Source organism: Pedobacter polaris (assembly GCF_005116505.1).
GTDB lineage: Bacteria > Bacteroidota > Bacteroidia > Sphingobacteriales > Sphingobacteriaceae > Pedobacter > Pedobacter polaris.
The window spans coordinates 1,382,043-1,401,643 of sequence record NZ_SWBR01000001.1; the positions used below are offsets into that span (position 1 = coordinate 1,382,043).

Below are 19,601 nucleotides of genomic sequence, written 5' to 3' on the forward strand. Positions count from 1 at the left end.
TTATCATGACTTCAAGAAGAGGATTTATTAAAGCAGGAGGATTAGCATTATTTGGTATCGGCTTAGGCGGTATACCTAGTTTTTTAGCAGATGCCGTTGCTGGTACAACAACCCCAGGTTTATTTAAAAAGAAAAAAATTATGGTTTGCATCTTTCAAAGAGGTGCAATGGACGGCCTAATGGCAGTAACGCCATTTACAGATCAATATTTAAAAGCGGCTAGACCAGGTTTGTTTATGACCGCAGCACAAGGTGGAAAAAATAAGCCATTAATAGACCTGGATGGTAAATTTGGATTACATCCATCAATGAGTGCATTCGAACCAATGTTTAGAGAAAAACGTATGGCTATTGTACACGGTATAGGATCGCCAAATAATACACGGTCTCATTTTGATGCGCAAGATTATATGGAATCAGGCACACCATTTAATAAAGGTACTGCAAGCGGGTGGTTAAATCGTGCAGTTGGTTTATTAGGCCATGATGCGGCTACACCGCTTCAAGCTGTAAGTTTAACCTCATCATTGCCAAGGTCATTTTATGGAGATAATTCTGCCGTAGCCATTAAAAATCTAGCTGACTTTAACATTCAATTGAAAGGCAACCAGGCCGGAGCAAATATGGCCTCAAAAAGTTTCGAAGATTTATATGATCAAACTTCTTCAGGCTTGCTAAAAAATACTGGTAAAGAAAGTTTTGATGCCGTTAAAATGCTTCAAAAAACAGATACTAAAAACTACAAACCAGAAAATAATGCTGTTTATCCTGCCACAGCTTTAGGAAATGCATTAAAACAAATTGCCCAGTTAATTAAAATGGATGTGGGCATGGAAGTTGCTTTTGCAGAATCTGGAGGATGGGATACTCACTTTAATCAAGGTACTGAAACTGGAATTTTTGCTCGTAATGTAAATGATTTAAGTAATAGTATCATGGCTTTTTGGACTGATATGGGAAGATATCAAGATGAAGTTACAGTAATGACCATGACAGAATTTGGCCGTACAGTTGCGCAAAATGGAACAGGCGGTACAGATCACGGTCGTGCTTCATGTAACTTCATTTTAGGCAATGGTGTAAGTGGAGGTATGGTTCATGGGCTCGTTAATCCACTAGCTAAAGAAAATTTAGAAGATGGTAGAGACTTAGCAGTAACTACAGATTTTAGAGCTGTATTTAGTGAAGTAGCTGACAAACATTTAGGTATTCATAATGATAAAGTTTTGTTCCCAGACTGGGTAGGCAAGCAGATTGGTGTAATGAGAGGGGTTTAAAGGAGTATATAGTAATTAGTACTTAGTATATAGAGTATATAGAGATGGTTCGTGAAATTACGAGCCATTTTTTGTTTGGCTAAGTTGTTATAAGTTGTATTAACGTTTTGCGGCTTGGTAAAGGCAGATATTAGAAGCACACAAATGCTCAATTTAACACATCAGACCTACTTTTGCTTAACAGATGTTAGCGGTTCGTTATTTTGTGTTGTATTAGTAAATTATATTATTTGTCTTTGAGCTTACTTTTTTTAGGTTTTGGCTCTGGCAATTCATTAACTGTAATTTTTACTAATTTTTGTAACCATTCTCTATCTTCTATTTTTTCTTCAATTAAGAAACTTGGTTTTGCTCCTGTATATGGCGATGCTTCAACAACGTCTTTTATATATAATCTTCCAGATTGAGTTGGCTTAATAAATAATTTATTATCGCAAATAAGACCAAATAATTTGTTGTCGAAATACAATCCGTATTCACCAAACATTTTTTTGTTCGTTACGTGTTCTGGAAAACCAATTTGGTCAGCGATAAAATCTACAAATTTCTGTTCTGATGCCATCTATATCTTACTTATTTTATTTCAGTTATTTAGTAGTACGAATTTAATTATTATTTCTCCACTTTCGTCTTTGTAGTGTGTCGTCTTAAAACAGCCTTTCATAGCATTAAGATTGCCAGTCAAGCTGGCAATGACGAACTAAACAGGGCGAGCGGTTTTTGGAGAAGGTGCAGCGCTTTTGTCTTTGCTTTTTATCCTTGTTCCTATCTCCTCGCTCTTCCTGTAACTTATTTGATGATTGTTGCTTAAAACTTAAGCAATTCTTATCTTTCAGACAGGAAATAAACTAATTAACTTATAAAATGAAAATTACCCAAAAATCGCTATTGTTGCTTTTTATAGCGGCATTGCTAAGTAGCAGTTTAACTTTTGCGCAAACCAAAGATGCATTTGTAGCAAGTGTTACTAAGGAAGCAAATGAAAATTCTCAATTAGAAAAACTAGCTCACGAACTTTTAGATGTTGTTGGTCCACGCTTAGTTGGAACACCACAAATGAAACAAGCTGGAGATTGGGCAGTGAAAAAATATGGCGACTGGGGAATTTCTGCTAAAACAGAAAAATGGGGTGAATGGAGAGGCTGGGAAAGAGGTATTACCCACATAGATTTAATAAGCCCAAGATTAAGAACCCTAGAAGGTACGCAATTGGCTTGGAGCCCATCTACTGTTAAGGGCAAGCCAATTAATGCTGAGGCGATTGTATTGCCATTGGTTACAGATTCAATGGCATTTGTGAAGTGGTTGCCAAATGTAAAAGGAAAATTGGTGCTGATTTCTCAAGCACAAATTTCTGGCAGACCAGATAAAAACTATGAAGATTTCTCAACTAAAGATGGTTTAGCAAAATTTAAAAAAGAAAAAGAAGACGCTGCAAAAGCGTGGAGAGATAGATTAGCTAAAACTGGTTTAAATGCTAAAAATTTGGCTTTGGCAATAGAAAAGGCTGGCGCAGCTGGTATTATCATTAACAACTGGTCTGCTGGTTGGGGAGTTGATAAAGTTTTTAGTGCAAATACAACTAAAATTCCTACGGTTGATTTATCTGTAGAAGATTATGGATTAGTTTATCGTTTAGCAGAGTATGGTAATAAACCAATGCTTAGAATCGAATCTGAATCGAAAGAGTTAGGTGTTGTTCCTACTTTTAATACCCTTGCAGAGATAAAAGGTACAGAAAAACCAAATGAATATGTGATGCTATCAGCTCACTTTGATTCATGGGATGCATCAAGCGGTGCAACAGATAATGGTACTGGTACCATTATGATGATGGAAGCAATGCGTATTTTGAAAAAATTCTACCCAAATCCGAAAAGAACAATTTTAGTAGGGCATTGGGCTAGTGAGGAACAAGGTTTAAATGGTTCAAGGGCTTTTGTAGAAGACCATCCAGAAATTATAAATAATTTACAAGCTTTATTTAATCAAGATAATGGTACGGGAAGAGTTGTTAATATTGGTGGTGCAGGTTTTGCAAAAGCCAAAGACTTTTTACCAAGATGGTTGGCTGCAGTTCCTGATACCATTAAAAATCAAATCAAAACAAGTTTTCCGGGTACTCCAAGTGGTGGAGGTTCAGATAATGCGTCATTTGTTGCCGCAGGTGCTTTAGGGATTTCTTTAGGTGCATTGCCTTGGGATTATTTCAGCTACACTTGGCACACCAATCGTGATACTTATGATAAAATTGTTTTTGATGAAGTGAGAAGCAATGTGATTTTAGCAGCAATATTAGTTTATATGGCTTGTGAAGATCCTGAGAAAACTTCAACAGAGAAAGCCCCAATGGCAATCAACCCTAGAACAAATCAACCAGGTGTTTGGCCAGCTCCTGTTAAGGCAAATCGTAAAGGTGGTTTGAACTAATAATATCATTTTCACATTGTCATTCTGAAGAACGAGCATCTATTTTATTCCATTATTTAGATTCTTCCTTCGTCAGAATGACAATTTATTTATTAGTAAGTATCACACAACAAACCAAACCCATGTTTAAAAAATCTATAATAATAGCTTTATCTGGTATATTGTGCTTTCAGTTTTGTTTTGGGCAAAAACCAGAAGACTTAAAAGCTAGTCAGCCTAAAGTCATGCAAGAATTTAGAGCGGCTTGGATTGCTTCTGTAGCAAATATCAACTGGCCAAGTAAACCAGGCTTATCAACCGCAGAGCAGCAAAAAGAAGCAATTGCATTGTTAGATTTATTGCAGAAGTTGAATTTTAATGCTGCAATTTTACAGATTAGGCCTCAGGCTGATGCCTTGTATAAAAGCGAAATAGAACCTTGGTCTTATTTTTTAACGGGAACACAAGGGAAAGCTCCAGAACCTTATTATGATCCCTTAACTTTTTGGGTAGAAGCAGCGCATGACCGAGGAATGGAATTACATGTTTGGTTAAACCCATACCGTGCCCATCATTTATCTGGTAAAGATGAAAGTGCGGGTTCTGTTGTGAAATCTAAACCAGAATTAGTGGTAAAGCTTAAAGATGGCCAATACTGGATGGATCCATCTTTAAAAGGTGTGCAAGATCAGTCATCTGCTGTGGTAAAAGATATTGTTAAACGTTATGATATTGATGGCGTTCATTTTGATGATTACTTCTATCCTTACGATTCTTATAATGGGGGTGCTGATTTTCCTGATAGTGTAAGTTGGAATGCTTATCAGAAAAGTGGCGGAAAATTAAGTAGGGCAGATTGGAGAAGAGAAAGTGTAAACACATTTATCAAACGAGTTTATAAAGAGATAAAAGCAGAAAAAAAATACGTGAAATTTGGTTTAAGTCCATTTGGTATTTGGAGACCAGGTTTTCCGCAATCTATTGAAGGTTATGACCAATATGAAAAACTATACGCTGATGCTAAACTTTGGCTAAATGAGGGTTGGATAGATTATTTTACACCACAATTGTATTGGAAAGTAAATGATATTCCACACAGTTTTCCTGTATTGTTAGGCTGGTGGCAAAGTGAAAACACCAAAGGTAGACACTTATGGCCGGGCATGAATGTAGGCTTGGGTGGTGATGATAAAAATGTAGACGAAGTAATTAATCAAGTTATGATAACGAGAGGGATGCTGCCCCAGAGTAAAGGTGCTGTTTATTGGAGTATTGCGGCTTTAATTACCCATGAGAAATTAAGAAAGGGATTAACAGATGGCCCATACCAAAAACAAGCTTTAGTACCATCAAGCTCATGGTTAGATCATAAAAAACCAGAAAAGCCAATAGTAACGGTAGCTCCAAAAGATAAACTCTGGGAAATTAGATGGAATCACCCGGAAAGAAGCGATGTTTTTAGATGGGTTGTTTATTATAAATATGGTGATAAATGGAATTATCGAATTATGAATAGGAAAGAAGAATCATTAGATTTATTGGTTTCTGTTGAAGGTTTAAAGGGAGCGGAAAGAAAAATGCTAAGCTCATTTGCCATTACTGCCATAGATAGGACAGGAAATGAAAGTGAGTTTGTTGAACATACAATTGGTGGTATAAAATAAATTATGAAACAACATTCAAAAGAACAGGTTGAAGCTACGGCCAATTCAATCGTAAATCATTTCATTCCTAAAAACCCTGAAGAAACTAAATTGAGTTTTCATTTTACAATTCCACCTTCTTCTAACTATAAAGTAAGCTATGAAAAAGATGCCAAAGGCAGTTGGAATTTTGTAGCTTATGAAATGGATGAATCCAAATAGAATGCATTTCAGTTATATTAACTAACTGCTATTCCTTCACGTTTAAGAATATATTCGAAAATACCTTCAATTGGTTTTTGCAAAATTTTGCCAACTTTGATGTTGTTTTCGGCAAATACGCTTCTTAGCTCATCCTGATAGTAAAAGGCAATAGAACCCACAAAGTTGCATTCTAAAGTTTTATATTCTTTATAGTCTTTTACATTGGTATCTATAAATTCTTGAAATCCATCCTTTAACATCTTTTGGATAAAAGGATGTGCTTTATGCCCAATCATAAAACGGCTAAAAGTAGCAAGATATGAATTTGGGAAAGGCTTTTGATAAATGTTTTGGATAACTATGTCTTTGTTTACCTGAAATTGTTCGGCAAATACAGCCATCAGGTCAGCTGGCATTGTGCCATACAAGTAAGAAACTAAAACTTTTCGGCCAAAATAAGTTCCAGAACCTTCATCACCCAACACATAACCTAAACCATGCTTTCCGTCATGCACATTAGTTCCATCATAATAGGTAATATTAGAACCAGTTCCTAAAATGCAGGTTAAACCTTTTTTATCCCCACAAGTTGCATAGGCAGAACCCGTCAAATCATGGTCTACACTTACAAAAGCCTTGGTAAAGAAAGCAGATAACCCATTAGATATAATTTCATGCTTATCTGGCGATGAACAGCCTGAACCAAAAAAGTAGACTTCTTTAATAGAATTCGCATAAGCTGATAAATCTCTATTCTTAGAAAGAATTCTTACAACATCATTTGCATTTACGAAATAAGGATTTATTCCTTGTGTACTGAAAGTAAGTGTATGTCCTGGGCCATAGGCCATCCAATCTGTTTTCGAAGAACCACTATCTGCGACTAAAATCATGCACTAAAAATAGTAATTTATTGAATATTTAAAGTGCCACTAAGTTCTTTTAATGTAATTTCTGCCAATTTAGCTTGATATTGTATTTCTACATATCTGCTATTGGCATCCAATGCATTTCTTTGTGCTTCTCTTAACTCTAAAGGCGCTATACTACCCAAGCGATATTTCTCTAAGGTAATATCTAAATTTTGTTTGGCAATTTCTACATTACCACGCTCTAACTTTACTAATTCTAGGTAGGTACTGTAGCTTTGGTAAGCTGAAGTTAATTGAGCAATAATATCCTGCCTAGTTTTTTCTAATGTTAACTCAGACGAATTTATTCCAATTTTAGCATTACGCTCATTTTGTCTTTGCAAAAAGCCATTAAAAATGGGAACACTTGCTGTTAACCCATAAGTAAATCCGTTAGATCTTGATTTGGTACTGAAGCCTGTAGGGTTAGCACTTCGATTAAAATCATAACCACTGTTTATACTCACTTGAGGATAACGATTGCCCTTAATTTGCTTTAAGTTTAATTCTGCAATTTTTTTGCTAATAAATGCACTTTGTAAATCAGGATTCAGATTTTCTGTTTGCGAAGCTAATGTTGCGTAATTTAAATTATTATCAATGGTCATATCACTATTTACTGTAAACTTAATGTTAGCATCTCTGGCCATTAACTGATTTAAGGTAACCATATAGTTGTTCAGTAAGTTTTTTTGTTGCAAATAGTTAGAGGTATCGGTATTGTAATCAACTTTTGCAGACAGTACATCTAGTTTAGAACCACGACCAAGATCTAGTTTGTTATTTGCAATTCTCAATCTATAAGTTGAAATATCGATAGCACTATCAGAGGCTACAACCAATTGCTGTTGTTTTACAACATTATAATATGCATTAATTACATCAGAAATTGTAGTTATAATTTGTCCTTTTGCCACAATTCTACCCTGTTGTTCTAAGGCTTTTAATCTATCATAATTAGCAAACATTGCAAAGCCATCAAAAACTGTCCAATCTAAGCCAACCCCGTAAGACATGTTTGTACTTCTTGCACCATCCACAATTCTTTGGGTTCCGGTAGATTGAGTTTGAACCGTATTTTGTTTACTACCACCAGTATTAAATGTGCCAACTGCAACAGGCAAAATTCCTGCATTACCTAAATTAACATTGTTTTTGGCAATAGCAACTTCATTATTTACCAATTTAATATCATAATTGTTATTTAAGGCAATAGTAATAGCGTCCTGAAGACTTAACCTTTCTTGCGCAAAAACATTTTGGTTAGCACAGGCTATCCAGAGGGCAATAGAAAATATAATATACTTCAATTTCATTTTAGTCATTACTTTTTGCAGCCTTTTCATCAGCCATTGCTGCAGCTAATGAATCTTTTAAATCTTTATTTTCTTTGTGTTCTTTACTCCAGTATGAGTAAATAGCGGGAATTACAAATAGTGTTAAAACTAACGAGAACAATGTTCCGCCAATAATAACAGTTCCCATGCTCATTCTACTTTTTGCTGCAGCACCCAAAGCCATTGCAATAGGTAAAGCTCCAATAGCAATTGCCATACTTGTCATTAAAATTGGGCGAAGCCTAGAAATAGAAGCCTCTCTAATTGCCTCTTGAACTGTTGCGCCCTTTTCTTTTAGCTGGTTGGCAAACTCAACAATCAGAATTCCATTTTTAGTTACCAAACCAATCAACATGATGGTGCCAATCTGGCTAAAAATATTCCAAGTTTGACCACATAACCAAAGTGATAAAAATGCTCCAGCAACCGCCATTGGTACAGTTAAAATGATAATAATAGGATCTTTAAAACTTTCGAATTGGGCAGAAAGAATAAGATAAACCAACAATAAAGCTAAACCAAATGCAAACATCGTATTTGATGAACTTTCTTGAAAATCTCGAGATTCTCCACTTAAGTCGGTACTAAAACTTTCATCCAATACTTTAGCAGCTATTTCATCCATGGCTTTTATCCCATCGCCTATACTCTTACCCGGTGATAAACCTGCCGAAACGGTTGCAGAAATGAAACGGTTATTTCTATACAATTGTGGTGGACTGCTTTCTTCTTTTGCAGTAACCAGATTATCTAACTGTATTAACTTTCCTTTATCATTTCTTACATAAACCGAGCTTAAATCTAATGGGTCTTTACGGTCGCTTACATCATACTGCCCAATTACCTGATATTGTTTTCCATTCATAAAGAAATAAGAAAAACGCTGTCCACTTAGGCCTAACTGTAAAGTTTGTGCAATATCAACAATAGAAACACCTAAATTTCTTGCTTTGTCTCTATCAATCGTTAAGTTAATTTCTGGCTTATTAAATTTTAAATTTACATCAGAAGCAGTAAAGGTTGGATCTTTAGAAACTTCATCCATAAACAAAGGCACTTTCTCTCTCAGCTTTTCAAAATTTTGTGCCTGAATAATATAACTAATTGGTAATCCACCCCTTCTACCAACAGAAATAGTTGGTTGTTGGGTAACGGTTACTTTTCCTTCAGAATATTTTTTAGTGATTTTTGTTAATCTATCAGCAATTTCTTTTTGACTTTTTTCTCGGTCTCCTGGATCTACTAAACCCATTCGCAAAAAGCCAGAATTAGTTGCTCCAGCTCCACCAAACCCAGGTGACGTAATTGTAATTAGCACTTTCTTTTCGGGCACAGAGTCGGTTATTGTTTGAGCAACCTTGCTCATAAACCTATCTGTATAAGCAAATGATGCACCTTCTGGAGTGCTTAAGTTCATGTTAATTGCACTTCTATCATCGTAAGGAGCAGTCTCTTTTTGCAACAAATTCCAGAACAATACAATTAAGCCAACACAAACTATAATAATTGGCGCCGCTAACCAGCGTCTATCTAAAAACTTATCTAAGTTCGATTTGTAAGCCTCATTCAATTTCACAAAATAAGGCTCTGTAAAATTGTAAAACCTGCTTGGTTTGTGGCCGCCTTTTTTCATTAAATAGGCATTTAGCATTGGTGTTAAAGTAAGCGAAACAAACGCCGAAATTAGAACAGCTGCACCTATTACAACACCGAACTCTCGAAAGAGCCGCCCAACAAATCCTTGTAAAAATATTACGGGTAAAAATACGGCTGCAAGTGTAATGGAAATGGAAATTACAGCAAAGAAAATTTCATTAGAACCTTTAATAGCGGCTTCAATAGGCGATAAGCCTTCCTCAACTTTTTTAAAGATGTTTTCAGTTACTACAATCCCATCATCAACCACTAAACCTGTGGCCAAAACAATTGCTAAAAGTGTAAGTACATTGATAGAAAATCCAAAAATGTACATGATAAAAAATGTAGCAATCAACGATACTGGAATATCGATTAATGGCCTAAAAGCAATGGCCCAATCTCTAAAGAAAAGATAGATAATAAGAATTACCAGTACTAACGCTATTAATATGGTTTCGGCAACTTCAGTAACCGATCTTTTAATAAATAAAGTGCTATCTAAAGACACATTGAGCTTGATGTCTGCCGGCATGTCTGCTACCAATTTTTCGTATCTTTTGTTAAACTCTTTGCTGATTTCTAGATAATTTGCGCCAGGTTGAGGCAAAATTGCCACAGCTACCATTGGTATTCCAGATTCACGAAGCACAGTTTCTTCGTTTTCTGATCCAAGATCTACGTCAGAAACATCTTGAAGTTTAACGACATTTAGACTGTCGTTTTTAACAATTAGATTTTCAAACTCCTCTACTGTTGTTAATTTCCCTAAGGTTTTTACAGTTAACTCTGTAGTTGCTCCAGTTAATTTTCCAGAAGGAAGCTCAACGTTCTCATTTGTAAGCGCAGTAATGATGTCTTGAGATGTTAATCCGTATGACGACAATTTATTCGGGTCAATGCGAATACGCATTGCATACTTTCTTTGCCCTTGAATTTGCACTCCACTTACTCCAGGAATTGTCTGTATTCTATCAGCAATTACATTTTCGGCAAAATCACTTAATTCTGTTACAGTTCTTTTACCGCTCTGTACAGTCATGGAAATGATATTGTCAGAGTTTGCATCGGCTTTAGTTACGGTTGGTAAGCCATCAATATCCTTAGGCAAGTTTCTAGCAGCTTGAGAAACCTTATCTCTTACATCATTGGCCGCTTCATCAATATCTTTCCCTAAGTTAAATTCTATGGTAATGTTACTCGAACCCTGGTTACTTGATGATGAGATATTTCTAATGCCATCAATAGAGTTAATGGATTTTTCTAATGGCTCAGTAATTTGAGATTCTATAATATCAGAGTTTGCTCCAGGATAAGATGTTCTTACCGAAACAACAGTAGGATCAATAGATGGATACTCTCTAATGCCTAAAAAATTATAACCTATTACCCCAAAAAGGATAATAACAAGGTTCATTACAATGGCAAGAACCGGTCGCTTGATACTGGTGGTTGAAATGCTCATTGTTTAGATTTAACTATTTTAACTTTTACAGGTGCATCAGGTTTTAAAGACATAGATCCAGTTGTTAGAACAGTATCACCCACATTTAAGCCAGATGTAATCACAACACTCTCCGCAGTTCTTGTACCAGCCTCTACGTTAACTTGTTTTGCTTTCCCATCTTTACTAACATAAACAATCTTACCTTTTAGAACAGGGATTACTGCTTCAGTAGGAACTAGAATCGCATCATTAAGCGTACTCAATGCTAATTTTACTTGTGCAAATGAGCCCGGTAAAAGTTCGCCACTAGGGTTTGCTGCTAACGCTTTAATCTGTAATGTTCTTGTATCTTGATTTATTCCCGGTTCAATTGCAAATACCTTCCCAGTATATGTTTTGTTGGAGGCATCCGTTTTAAACGAAATAGTTGAGTTCAATTTAATCTGTCCCACATATTTCTCTGGAACAGAAAAACTAATTTTAACGGGATTTGTGCTTAATAAATTTGCAATTTGTGTAGATGGAGTCAAATACTCCCCAACGGAAATTGATCTCAAACCAATTTTACCACTAAAAGGAGCTATAATTGAAGTTTTAGCCAATTGAGCTCTAATCAATTGGGCTTGTGCTTTTAAAGATTGAAGATCCGCTAGGGATGTATCATATTCTTCCTGACTAATTGCCCCTTTTTGTAAAAGCTGTTTTGCTCTGCTTTCATTTGTAGCTGATAAATTTTGTTTGGTTTGCGCTTCTCGTAATTGAGCTTGTATATCACGATCATTAACTTTTACAAGAACAGCTCCCCTATTTACATTGGTGCCTTCTTTGAAATAAATTCCAGTTACTAGGCCAGCTACCTCACTCCGTAAAATAACAGATTCATTGGCTTCAATACTTCCAGAAACTTCTAGGTTACTATTAAAAGGCATCGTTTTTACAACAATTCCTTCAACAGACATGCCAGGGCCGCCTTTACCGCCTTTGCCATCTTTCGAACCTCCGCCTGCTCCTTTTCCACCGCCACCTTCTGCGGCAATTTTTTTATTGTCCGAAATTCTATAGTAAACCAAATATGCTATCCCTAACAATAGGATAATGTAAAAGATATATCTTTTTTTCATGTGTGTGTTTGTGCATTTGTAACGTACAAAATTATTTAATTGTTTGTCTTATCATTTGATGTACTTAATATGTTACACCTTAATTTCGATTTTGCGTCCAACAAAAAGCAATAAATTATAAATTTGCCATAAGATTACAATTTATGAAATATCATGTTTCTATCTGTAATGGGTGAAATGCATTATCATGATAATTTATCGCCAAATGAAAAACAAATATAAACAGATGAGAAAATCAATTTTAGGATTAGTAATCCTACTATCTATTACTATGACAGCCAAATCTCAAGTTAAAATAAACTTTGAAGTTAGCTTTAAAGAACCTCAAGCACATTATGCAGAGGTAGAAATGAATATTGCAGGTATAACTGCAAAAAATTATGTAGATGTTAAAATGCCAGTATGGACCCCAGGTTCTTATTTAGTGCGTGAGTTTGCTAAAAGCGTAGAAGGTTTTGGTGCCACTGCTGGTGGTAAGTCAGTTAAAACCGAAAAAGTAAACAAAAATACATGGAGAGTTTATAATGCAAAAGCAAATGCTGTAAAAATAAACTATAGGGTTTATGCTTTTGAAATTTCTGTTCGTACCGCATTTATAGATGCTTCACATGCATTTTTATCTCCAGCTAATATTTTTATGTTCCCAGCAGGGATGATAAAAACACCAAGTACAGTTAAAATTATTCCTTTTACAGGCTGGGATAAAGTAAGTACTGGTTTAGAGCCAGTAGCAGGACAAAACTTTACCTATAAAGCACCTGATTTTGATATTTTGTATGATAGTCCGCTAGAAGTTGGTAACCAAGATATATTTGAATTTAATGCAGCTGGTGTTAGACACGAAGTAGCCATGTACGGAGGCGGCAACTATGATAAAGAACGCCTAAAAGTAGATATGGCTAAAATAGTTGAACAGGAAACAGCTGTTTTTGGTGAAAACCCTAACAAACACTATACGTTTATTGTACATAATTATGCACAAGGTGGAGGTGGTTTAGAGCATTTAAACTCTACTGTTTTAGGTGCTAGCAGAAATGGATATGGAACTGAGAGAGGATATAGTGGCTTTTTAGGTTTGGTAGCGCATGAATATTTTCACTTATGGAATGTAAAAAGATTACGTCCAATAGCTTTAGGTCCATTTGATTATGAAAATGAAAACTATACAACAAATCTTTGGATAGCTGAAGGATTTACTTCATACTATCCTACTAAAGTGATGCTAAGAGCTGGCTTTATAAATCAAGAAGGTTTTATAACTAGCAATTTGGGCTCCATAGGTACTGTAATGAATACACCAGGTTCTAAAATTAACTCTGCCGCAGAATCTAGCTTCAATGCATGGATTAACCCAGCTTATCGTCCATCAGAAAATGCAAATAACACCTTTATCTCTTATTATACAAAAGGTCAAGTTGTTGGTTTATTAATGGATTTAGAAATTATAAACGCAACAAAAGGTGCCAAAAGCTTAGATGATGTAATGAAAGCAATGTATTTACAATGCAAAACCTTAAAAAGAGGTTATACTGATGCAGAGTTTAAGGCAATGGTAGAAAAAATCAGTGGCATTAGCTTCACTAATTTCTGGGATAAATACGTTACCGGAACTGTTGATGTAGAATATGCTAAATATTTCGCCTATGCAGGTATCGATGTAATAAACGAGAATGAAGGTAAAAGTGTTCCTTACTTAGGAGCTGCAGCTGCAAGAACTTCTGCCGGAACAGGTAAAGTTATTATTGGCGCTGTTAGTCGTGGTTCTGGTGCTTGGAATGGTGGATTAAATGTAAATGACGAAGTTGTTTCTATTGATGGTGCCCCGGCTGAAATGATGTTAGAAAGAATGAGCCAAATTACTTACAAAAAAGTTGGAGATGTAATTAAAGTTAGTATTGTTAGAGATGGTCTTAAAAGAGATTTAGATATCACCTTAACGGCAAACCCAACCGTAAGATTTAAAAGTACAATTAATGAAGATGCTACACCTGCACAATTGGTTGTACGAAAAAAATGGTTAGGAATTAATTAATAATTTCAAGTTAACATAAAAAATCCCGCTAGGTTTTCCTAGCGGGATTTTTTATGTCTCTTCAATAAAGAAGAAGGTTGGTTAGTGAGCTTAGAAAGTGAAACGAACACCTAAACCGATATCACCACTGTAAAAGTCAGTATCTGGTGTTAATAATAAAGTTGGGATCCAATCTAAAGATAAATTAATTGGCGCACCTTTAAATTTATAGTCTAAACCTAATACACCATTTAAGCCCAAGTATATATCTCCATCATAACCTTTCACTTTAACAGACCCAACAGTAGCACCACCGCCATAAAACCAATTTAAACCTTCGGCACCCTTAATTGGGTTGTAAACTTCGTACAGACCAGTAATTTGGATATGGTTTACACTGTTTTTACTTCTAAAATTTCCGATAAGTTCCAACATGGCATTATCATTTAAGCCAGTTTTAAAACTTATTCCATTGGCAGATCCAAAACGACCACCAATAGCGTTTTTGTAATCTTGGGCTTTTACATCAGACGAGCTTATTGCAAGAAGTGCTACGCCAGTAATTAAAGTAAATAGTAATTTTTTCATAATCATATGTTTTTTATTTTTCTAATGCCAACAGCTTAGCAAGATTTGTGCCGTTGTACTCATTTTATTGAAAATAGTGCAATTGATATGATTATATTATTTGATGAAAGTAATAAATTGCTATGCATGCAGAATAAATTTAAAATCGGTTGTTGCAGAAAAGATAATTTATTAGATTTGATAAACAACAACTAGGTGAAGTTAATTGTTGTGGAAAATACTTGCCAAATTAAATCGTTATTCCATGTCTATACAAATAACTAGGGTATTCGACCTTTTAAAACATAACCTCGATAACTTTCCGAAAGAAGAGTTTATCAGTGGGAAAACGAATGGAAAATGGAATAAATACAGTACAAATGAATTTTGTGAACAAGTAGATAGCCTTAGTCGTGGCTTAACTACAAAGGGTGTGGTAAAAGGTTCTCGAATTGCGGTGATGTCTGCCAATCGACCAGAATGGAATATCTGTGATTATGCAATTATGCAGTTAGGAGCCTATCAAATTCCATTATACCCTACATTAGCAGAGCATGATATTAAGTTTATTATAGAAGATGCAGAAATTACAATTGTATTTGTAAGCGATGAAAGCCTTTTTCAAAAGCTTAATGTTGTTAATCAATCCTTAAAAAAACCTGTTCAAATTTACACTTTTAACAAGGTTGATGGAGCAGATAATTGGCAAGATCTAATCATAAAAGGAAAAGCTACAAATGTAGATTTAGAGCATTATAGAAATGCAGTTGATGCTGAAGATATCTTAACAATCATCTATACCTCTGGTACTACAGGTACTCCCAAAGGCGTAATGCTTACACATAATAACTTGGTACAAAATTTTAAAAAATCAGCTATTATTTTCCCAAAAGAAGTTAAGGTTGCGCTCAGCTTTTTGCCACTATCTCATATTTTCGAAAGGATGATTATTTACTTGTATAATTATTCTGGCGTTTCTATATTTTATGCAGAAAGTATGGATACCATTGTTGCCGATATACAAGAAGTTAAGCCAAATTCATTTTCTACAGTTCCTCGTTTATTAGAGAAAGTATACGATAAAATAATGGAAAAAGGCAAAGACTTAAAAGGAATCAAAAGAGGGATTTTCTTTTGGTCTTTAGCATTGGCTGAAAAATTTGATCAGAAAAATAGCTGGTGGTATAATTTTAAATTAGGCATTGCCCGTAAATTGGTTTTTAAAAAATGGCAAGAGGCTTTAGGCGGCCGCATTGTGGTTTTAGCTTCTGGCGGTGCGGCTTTAAATCCTAGATTATGCAGAATTTTTTGGGCTGCTGGCATTCCAGTATTCGAAGGTTATGGCTTAACCGAAACCTCCCCGGTAATTACAGTAAACCACTTCGGAGCAACAATGTTCGGGACAGTGGGGCCTGTAATTGAAGGAGTAGAAATTAAAATTGCAGAAGATGGAGAGATTTTAACTCGTGGGCACCATATAATGAAAGGTTATTATCAACGAGAAGATTTAACTGCTGAAAGTATAGATGCAGATGGCTGGTTCCATACTGGTGATATTGGTCAGATATTAGAGGGTAAATTTTTAAAGATAACTGACCGCAAAAAGGAAATTTTTAAAACAGCTGGTGGAAAATATATTGCACCTCAAATGTTAGAAAACAAGTATAAAGAGTCTCCATTAATTGAGCAGATAATGGTGTTGGGAGAAAATATGAAATTTCCAGCGGCGCTAATTGTTCCTACATTCCCAGCATTAAAAAGCTGGTGCGAAAAAAAGGGAATACCTTATACAAGTAATGAAGAAATAATTAATAATGAGCAAGTTTTAGCTAAATATAATGACGTGATTATTCAGCTAAGTGCTGAATTTGGCAAATGGGAAAAGGTAAAACGATTTGCATTGTTGTCAAAAGAATTTAGCATTGATGGAGGTGAGCTTACTCCTAAATTGAGTTTAAAGCGAAAAGTCATTCTAGAAAAAAATAAAAATACCATCGATAAAATTTATAAAGATGCAGAGAATTATAAAGGGTAAATCTTACTATGCAAGTTTAGCAAGTATTCTGTTGGCTAGCAGTGTGTTTTTAAGTTGTGTTGGTAATCACCTCGGTAAAAACAATAGTGGAGAGTTTAGAAATGGGATGGTAGTTTCTGCAAATGCTTTGGCATCTGAAGTCGGAATTGAGATTTTAAAAAAAGGCGGTAATGCAGTAGATGCTGCTGTTGCTGTTCAGTTTGCTTTAGCCGTTGTTTATCCAAATGCTGGTAACATTGGTGGTGGTGGCTTTATGGTTTATCGTTCTGCTAAGGGTGAAACAAACACGTTAGATTTTAGAGAAAAAGCAAGTGCTGCGGCCCTGAGAGATATGTATTTAGATGCTTCGGGCAATCCGATAGTAGAAAAAAGTTTATATGGACAATTGGCTGCAGGGGTTCCTGGTTCTGTAGCAGGAATGGAAGAAGCACATCAAAAATATGGTAAATTAAAATGGGAAGATTTAATTGAACCTGCAATTCATTTGGCAAGAGATGGCTTCAAATTAACAGCTAGACAAGCAAATGAACTAAATGGATTAAAAACAAGGTTCACGAAATTAAATCCTTTAGGTACTGCTCTAATAAAAGACGTGAAATGGGTAGAAGGAGATGTTTTAATACAAACCGAATTGGCAAATACTTTAAAATTGATTGCACAAGAAGGTAGAAAAGGGTTTTACGAGGGGCCTGTAGCCGACTTTATAGTAGCAGAAATGCAACGCGGTGGTGGTATCATTACCAAACAAGATTTAACAGCTTATAAAGCTATTTGGCGTAAACCTATCAATGGAAAATATAGAGGCTATGATGTTGTTACTATGCCTCCCCCTTCAAGCGGCGGAATTGCTTTGATTCAACTGTTAAAATCAGTCGAATCTTATCCTTTAACAAGATGGGGCTTTAATTCTGATTCTACCGTACAAGTGATGATAGAAGCAGAGCGAAGAGTTTATGCAGATAGGGCTGCTCATTTAGGCGATCCAGATTTCTATCCAGTACCAGCCCAAAAATTAATTGAAGATTCATATATTAAACAAAGAATGAGTTCTTTCAATTGGCAAACAGCAAGTACAAGTGCTTCGGTTAGTGCGGGTGAAATTGCACCAACTGAACATGAAGAAACGACCCATTTTTCTATCGTTGATAGAGATGGAAATGCAGTTGCAATTACAACAACTTTAAATGGCTCTTATGGGGCTGGTGTTGTAGTTAAGGGAGCTGGGTTTTTGTTAAACAACGAAATGGATGATTTTTCTGTAAAACCAGGTGCACCAAATATGTATGGTTTAGTAGGAGGTGAAGCAAATGCAATTGCGCCTGGCAAACGGATGTTAAGCTCTATGACCCCAGCTATTTTATCGAAAGATGGAGAGTTGTTTATGGTTGTTGGAACACCAGGCGGATCAACTATTATCACTTCTGTTTTTCAGACAATTTTAAATGTGGTAGATTTTAATATGTCTATGCAAAGTGCAGTTTCGGCAAAGAAATTCCATCACCAATGGTTGCCAGATGAAGTTGCTGTTGAAGATAAAGCATTAGATAGCTTAACTACTGTGAAGTTAAAAAGCAAAGGTTATAAGCTAGTTCCTCGTGGTGCAATTGGTAGGGTAGATGCCATTCTAAAAACTAAATGGGGCTATTATCAAGGTGGGGCCGATCCCAGAGGAGATGATAAAGCAGTGGGTTGGTAAGATGTAAACGTAATTTAACAAATATACTTGCAACCATTTATTAAATTACAACGTCATTTGATTAAATTCATTTTATGAAAATCAAATCACTACTATTCTCATTGTTTATTTTCACAGGCTCAAGCTTAATTAAAGCACAAGATTGCAATTGCATAACCGCTTTAGATGAAGTTGCAACAGGAGTGAAAAAATCACCCAGTTATAAAGATGGCATTAAGGAAAGGGGAAAAGAATACTTCTCAGCTGAACTTATAAAAATTAAGGCAGAAATTGCAGTCGATCCATTAATTAAAAAGAACTGTTCTGCTTATATTCAAAAATACTTAAGCCTTTTTAAGGATAAACACTTATCGCTTTATATCGATTACAGCAAAATAAAATCCCAAAAAGATGTATTTGAATCTGAATTATACAAACAAACACAGCAGATCAAAATAGACTCTAATAACTTAAAATTTACTGATGATTTGGAAGGTATTTATATCGATGTATATCGGTATTATAAAGTTGCTTTAATTAAAGATGCCAACAAAGTAAACCAATATGTTGGCATTATTCTATCAAGTAAAAGTGGACTTTGGAAAAGTGGCCAAGTGAAATTTGTTTTAAAGAAAAACGAAGACAATACATACGATGGCTTTTTTTATGATGACATCCATTTTGCAAAATATACTAATATTACTTATGCCGATCAGAAATTAGTTGGTGTAGAATGGGTTAAAGAAGAACGAATGAAGCTGGAACCAATTAATCCTTTCATCGTGCCAACCAAAAAAAAATGGGATTACAAAAAACTAGATGATGAAACCGATTATGTTTATCTAGGAACTTTTAGCGGAATGCTGGCCTATGAAAGTGATACATTTTATAAAGAGCTTATCCCGAAATTAAAAGGTAAAAAATTAATTGTAGACGTAAGAAATAATACAGGTGGTGGTGAACGAAGCTATAACATGTTTCTTAATTTTGTAAATAGTGCTGCATGTGCTGCAAATCAAGTTGCCATCATTCAAAATCTATCTTGTGCTAGCGGAGGTGAACATTTTATACTGGCCATGCGCAAAAATCCTAAAGTAAAAACCTACGGAGAAAATTCAGCTGGGTATATGGGTTATGGTTATGGAAATCGATCTAGCATTACAGTAAAAACCTCCTGTTTTAATTATATTTCAGAAATTACAGAAAATAAATATCCAGCATTTAAGATTTATGAAACAGTTGGCATCCCACCTGATGTAAAATTATTAAGAGATAAAGATTGGATTAAACAAGTTATTGCATATTTAGATATAAATAAATAATCATCCG

At 35.2% G+C, this 19,601-nt stretch carries 14 protein-coding genes; 8 read left to right on the forward strand and 6 right to left on the reverse strand.

Going from position 1 to position 19,601, the window contains the following annotated elements; all coding sequences use genetic code 11:
- Positions 1 to 5: 5 nt before the first annotated feature.
- Positions 6 to 1,277, forward strand: coding sequence for a DUF1501 domain-containing protein (locus FA048_RS06170; protein WP_136839313.1), 1,272 nt, complete (start codon positions 6 to 8; stop codon positions 1,275 to 1,277).
- 226 nt (positions 1,278 to 1,503) lie between these two features.
- Here FA048_RS06170 and FA048_RS06175 read toward each other — a convergent pair whose 3' ends face one another.
- On the reverse strand, positions 1,504 to 1,839 hold the full coding sequence (locus FA048_RS06175; RefSeq protein WP_136839314.1) for a TfoX/Sxy family protein: 336 nt from the start codon (positions 1,837 to 1,839) through the stop codon (positions 1,504 to 1,506).
- Between the two features lie 302 nt (positions 1,840 to 2,141).
- On the opposite strand from FA048_RS06175, the gene FA048_RS06180 reads away from it, so the two are divergent.
- The 3 genes from FA048_RS06180 to FA048_RS06190 all read left to right on the forward strand — a co-directional run bounded on the left by FA048_RS06180 (position 2,142) and on the right by FA048_RS06190 (position 5,551).
- A complete protein-coding gene (locus FA048_RS06180) occupies positions 2,142 to 3,707 on the forward strand; it encodes a M20/M25/M40 family metallo-hydrolase (RefSeq protein ID WP_136839315.1) in 1,566 nt (521 codons plus the stop codon).
- 77 nt (positions 3,708 to 3,784) lie between these two features.
- Positions 3,785 to 5,350, forward strand: a complete 1,566-nt coding sequence (locus FA048_RS06185; RefSeq protein WP_225872483.1) for a glycoside hydrolase family 10 protein — start codon at positions 3,785 to 3,787, stop codon at positions 5,348 to 5,350.
- A gap of 3 nt (positions 5,351 to 5,353) precedes the next feature.
- The gene (locus FA048_RS06190) at positions 5,354 to 5,551 is read left to right on the forward strand and encodes a hypothetical protein (RefSeq protein WP_136839316.1); all 198 of its coding nucleotides are present in this window, start codon (positions 5,354 to 5,356) and stop codon (positions 5,549 to 5,551) included.
- Positions 5,552 to 5,568: 17 nt separating this feature from the next.
- Here FA048_RS06190 and FA048_RS06195 read toward each other — a convergent pair whose 3' ends face one another.
- Genes FA048_RS06195 through FA048_RS06210 form a run of 4 tightly spaced genes read right to left on the reverse strand, consistent with a single transcriptional unit; the run spans position 5,569 to position 11,984 of the window.
- Positions 5,569 to 6,426: an N-acetylglucosamine kinase gene (locus FA048_RS06195; RefSeq protein ID WP_225872484.1), complete on the reverse strand. Its 858-nt coding sequence runs from the start codon at positions 6,424 to 6,426 to the stop codon at positions 5,569 to 5,571.
- A gap of 17 nt (positions 6,427 to 6,443) precedes the next feature.
- Positions 6,444 to 7,760 (reverse strand): TolC family protein, encoded by a 1,317-nt coding sequence (locus FA048_RS06200; protein ID WP_225872485.1) that lies wholly within the window; start codon positions 7,758 to 7,760, stop codon positions 6,444 to 6,446.
- A gap of 1 nt (position 7,761) precedes the next feature.
- A complete protein-coding gene (locus FA048_RS06205) occupies positions 7,762 to 10,881 on the reverse strand; it encodes an efflux RND transporter permease subunit (RefSeq protein ID WP_136839317.1) in 3,120 nt (1,039 codons plus the stop codon).
- Positions 10,878 to 11,984 carry an efflux RND transporter periplasmic adaptor subunit gene (locus tag FA048_RS06210; RefSeq protein ID WP_136839318.1) on the reverse strand — a complete coding sequence of 369 codons (1,107 nt, stop codon included), beginning with the start codon at positions 11,982 to 11,984 and terminating at the stop codon, positions 10,878 to 10,880. The genes FA048_RS06205 and FA048_RS06210 overlap by 4 nt, the downstream gene beginning before the upstream one ends.
- Before the next feature lie 226 nt (positions 11,985 to 12,210).
- Between FA048_RS06210 and FA048_RS06215 the strand changes: the two genes are divergently transcribed.
- The gene (locus FA048_RS06215) at positions 12,211 to 14,016 is read left to right on the forward strand and encodes a M61 family metallopeptidase (RefSeq protein WP_225872486.1); all 1,806 of its coding nucleotides are present in this window, start codon (positions 12,211 to 12,213) and stop codon (positions 14,014 to 14,016) included.
- 90 nt (positions 14,017 to 14,106) lie between these two features.
- Here FA048_RS06215 and FA048_RS06220 read toward each other — a convergent pair whose 3' ends face one another.
- The gene (locus FA048_RS06220) at positions 14,107 to 14,583 is read right to left on the reverse strand and encodes a hypothetical protein (protein ID WP_225872487.1); all 477 of its coding nucleotides are present in this window, start codon (positions 14,581 to 14,583) and stop codon (positions 14,107 to 14,109) included.
- Between the two features lie 244 nt (positions 14,584 to 14,827).
- Here FA048_RS06220 and FA048_RS06225 point away from each other — a divergent pair, with 244 nt between their 5' ends.
- From FA048_RS06225 to FA048_RS06235, 3 genes are all read left to right on the forward strand, one after another.
- Positions 14,828 to 16,597, forward strand: coding sequence for an AMP-dependent synthetase/ligase (locus FA048_RS06225; RefSeq protein WP_136839320.1), 1,770 nt, complete (start codon positions 14,828 to 14,830; stop codon positions 16,595 to 16,597).
- On the forward strand, positions 16,575 to 18,293 hold the full coding sequence (ggt, locus tag FA048_RS06230; protein ID WP_136839321.1) for a gamma-glutamyltransferase: 1,719 nt from the start codon (positions 16,575 to 16,577) through the stop codon (positions 18,291 to 18,293). The genes FA048_RS06225 and ggt overlap by 23 nt, the downstream gene beginning before the upstream one ends.
- A gap of 74 nt (positions 18,294 to 18,367) precedes the next feature.
- Positions 18,368 to 19,594, forward strand: coding sequence for a S41 family peptidase (locus FA048_RS06235; RefSeq protein ID WP_136839322.1), 1,227 nt, complete (start codon positions 18,368 to 18,370; stop codon positions 19,592 to 19,594).
- Positions 19,595 to 19,601 lie beyond the last annotated feature (7 nt).

Coding starts and splice junctions, on each gene's coding strand:
- FA048_RS06200 (WP_225872485.1), bottom strand. CDS start 7,760: ATGAAATTGAAGTATATTATATTTTCTATTGCCCTCTGGATAGCCTGT.
- FA048_RS06180 (WP_136839315.1), top strand. CDS start 2,142: ATGAAAATTACCCAAAAATCGCTATTGTTGCTTTTTATAGCGGCATTG.
- FA048_RS06215 (WP_225872486.1), top strand. CDS start 12,211: ATGAGAAAATCAATTTTAGGATTAGTAATCCTACTATCTATTACTATG.
- FA048_RS06185 (WP_225872483.1), top strand. CDS start 3,785: ATGACAATTTATTTATTAGTAAGTATCACACAACAAACCAAACCCATG.
- FA048_RS06205 (WP_136839317.1), bottom strand. CDS start 10,881: ATGAGCATTTCAACCACCAGTATCAAGCGACCGGTTCTTGCCATTGTA.
- FA048_RS06225 (WP_136839320.1), top strand. CDS start 14,828: ATGTCTATACAAATAACTAGGGTATTCGACCTTTTAAAACATAACCTC.
- FA048_RS06195 (WP_225872484.1), bottom strand. CDS start 6,426: ATGATTTTAGTCGCAGATAGTGGTTCTTCGAAAACAGATTGGATGGCC.
- FA048_RS06210 (WP_136839318.1), bottom strand. CDS start 11,984: ATGAAAAAAAGATATATCTTTTACATTATCCTATTGTTAGGGATAGCA.
- FA048_RS06175 (WP_136839314.1), bottom strand. CDS start 1,839: ATGGCATCAGAACAGAAATTTGTAGATTTTATCGCTGACCAAATTGGT.
- FA048_RS06220 (WP_225872487.1), bottom strand. CDS start 14,583: ATGAAAAAATTACTATTTACTTTAATTACTGGCGTAGCACTTCTTGCA.
- FA048_RS06170 (WP_136839313.1), top strand. CDS start 6: ATGACTTCAAGAAGAGGATTTATTAAAGCAGGAGGATTAGCATTATTT.
- ggt (WP_136839321.1), top strand. CDS start 16,575: ATGCAGAGAATTATAAAGGGTAAATCTTACTATGCAAGTTTAGCAAGT.
- FA048_RS06190 (WP_136839316.1), top strand. CDS start 5,354: ATGAAACAACATTCAAAAGAACAGGTTGAAGCTACGGCCAATTCAATC.
- FA048_RS06235 (WP_136839322.1), top strand. CDS start 18,368: ATGAAAATCAAATCACTACTATTCTCATTGTTTATTTTCACAGGCTCA.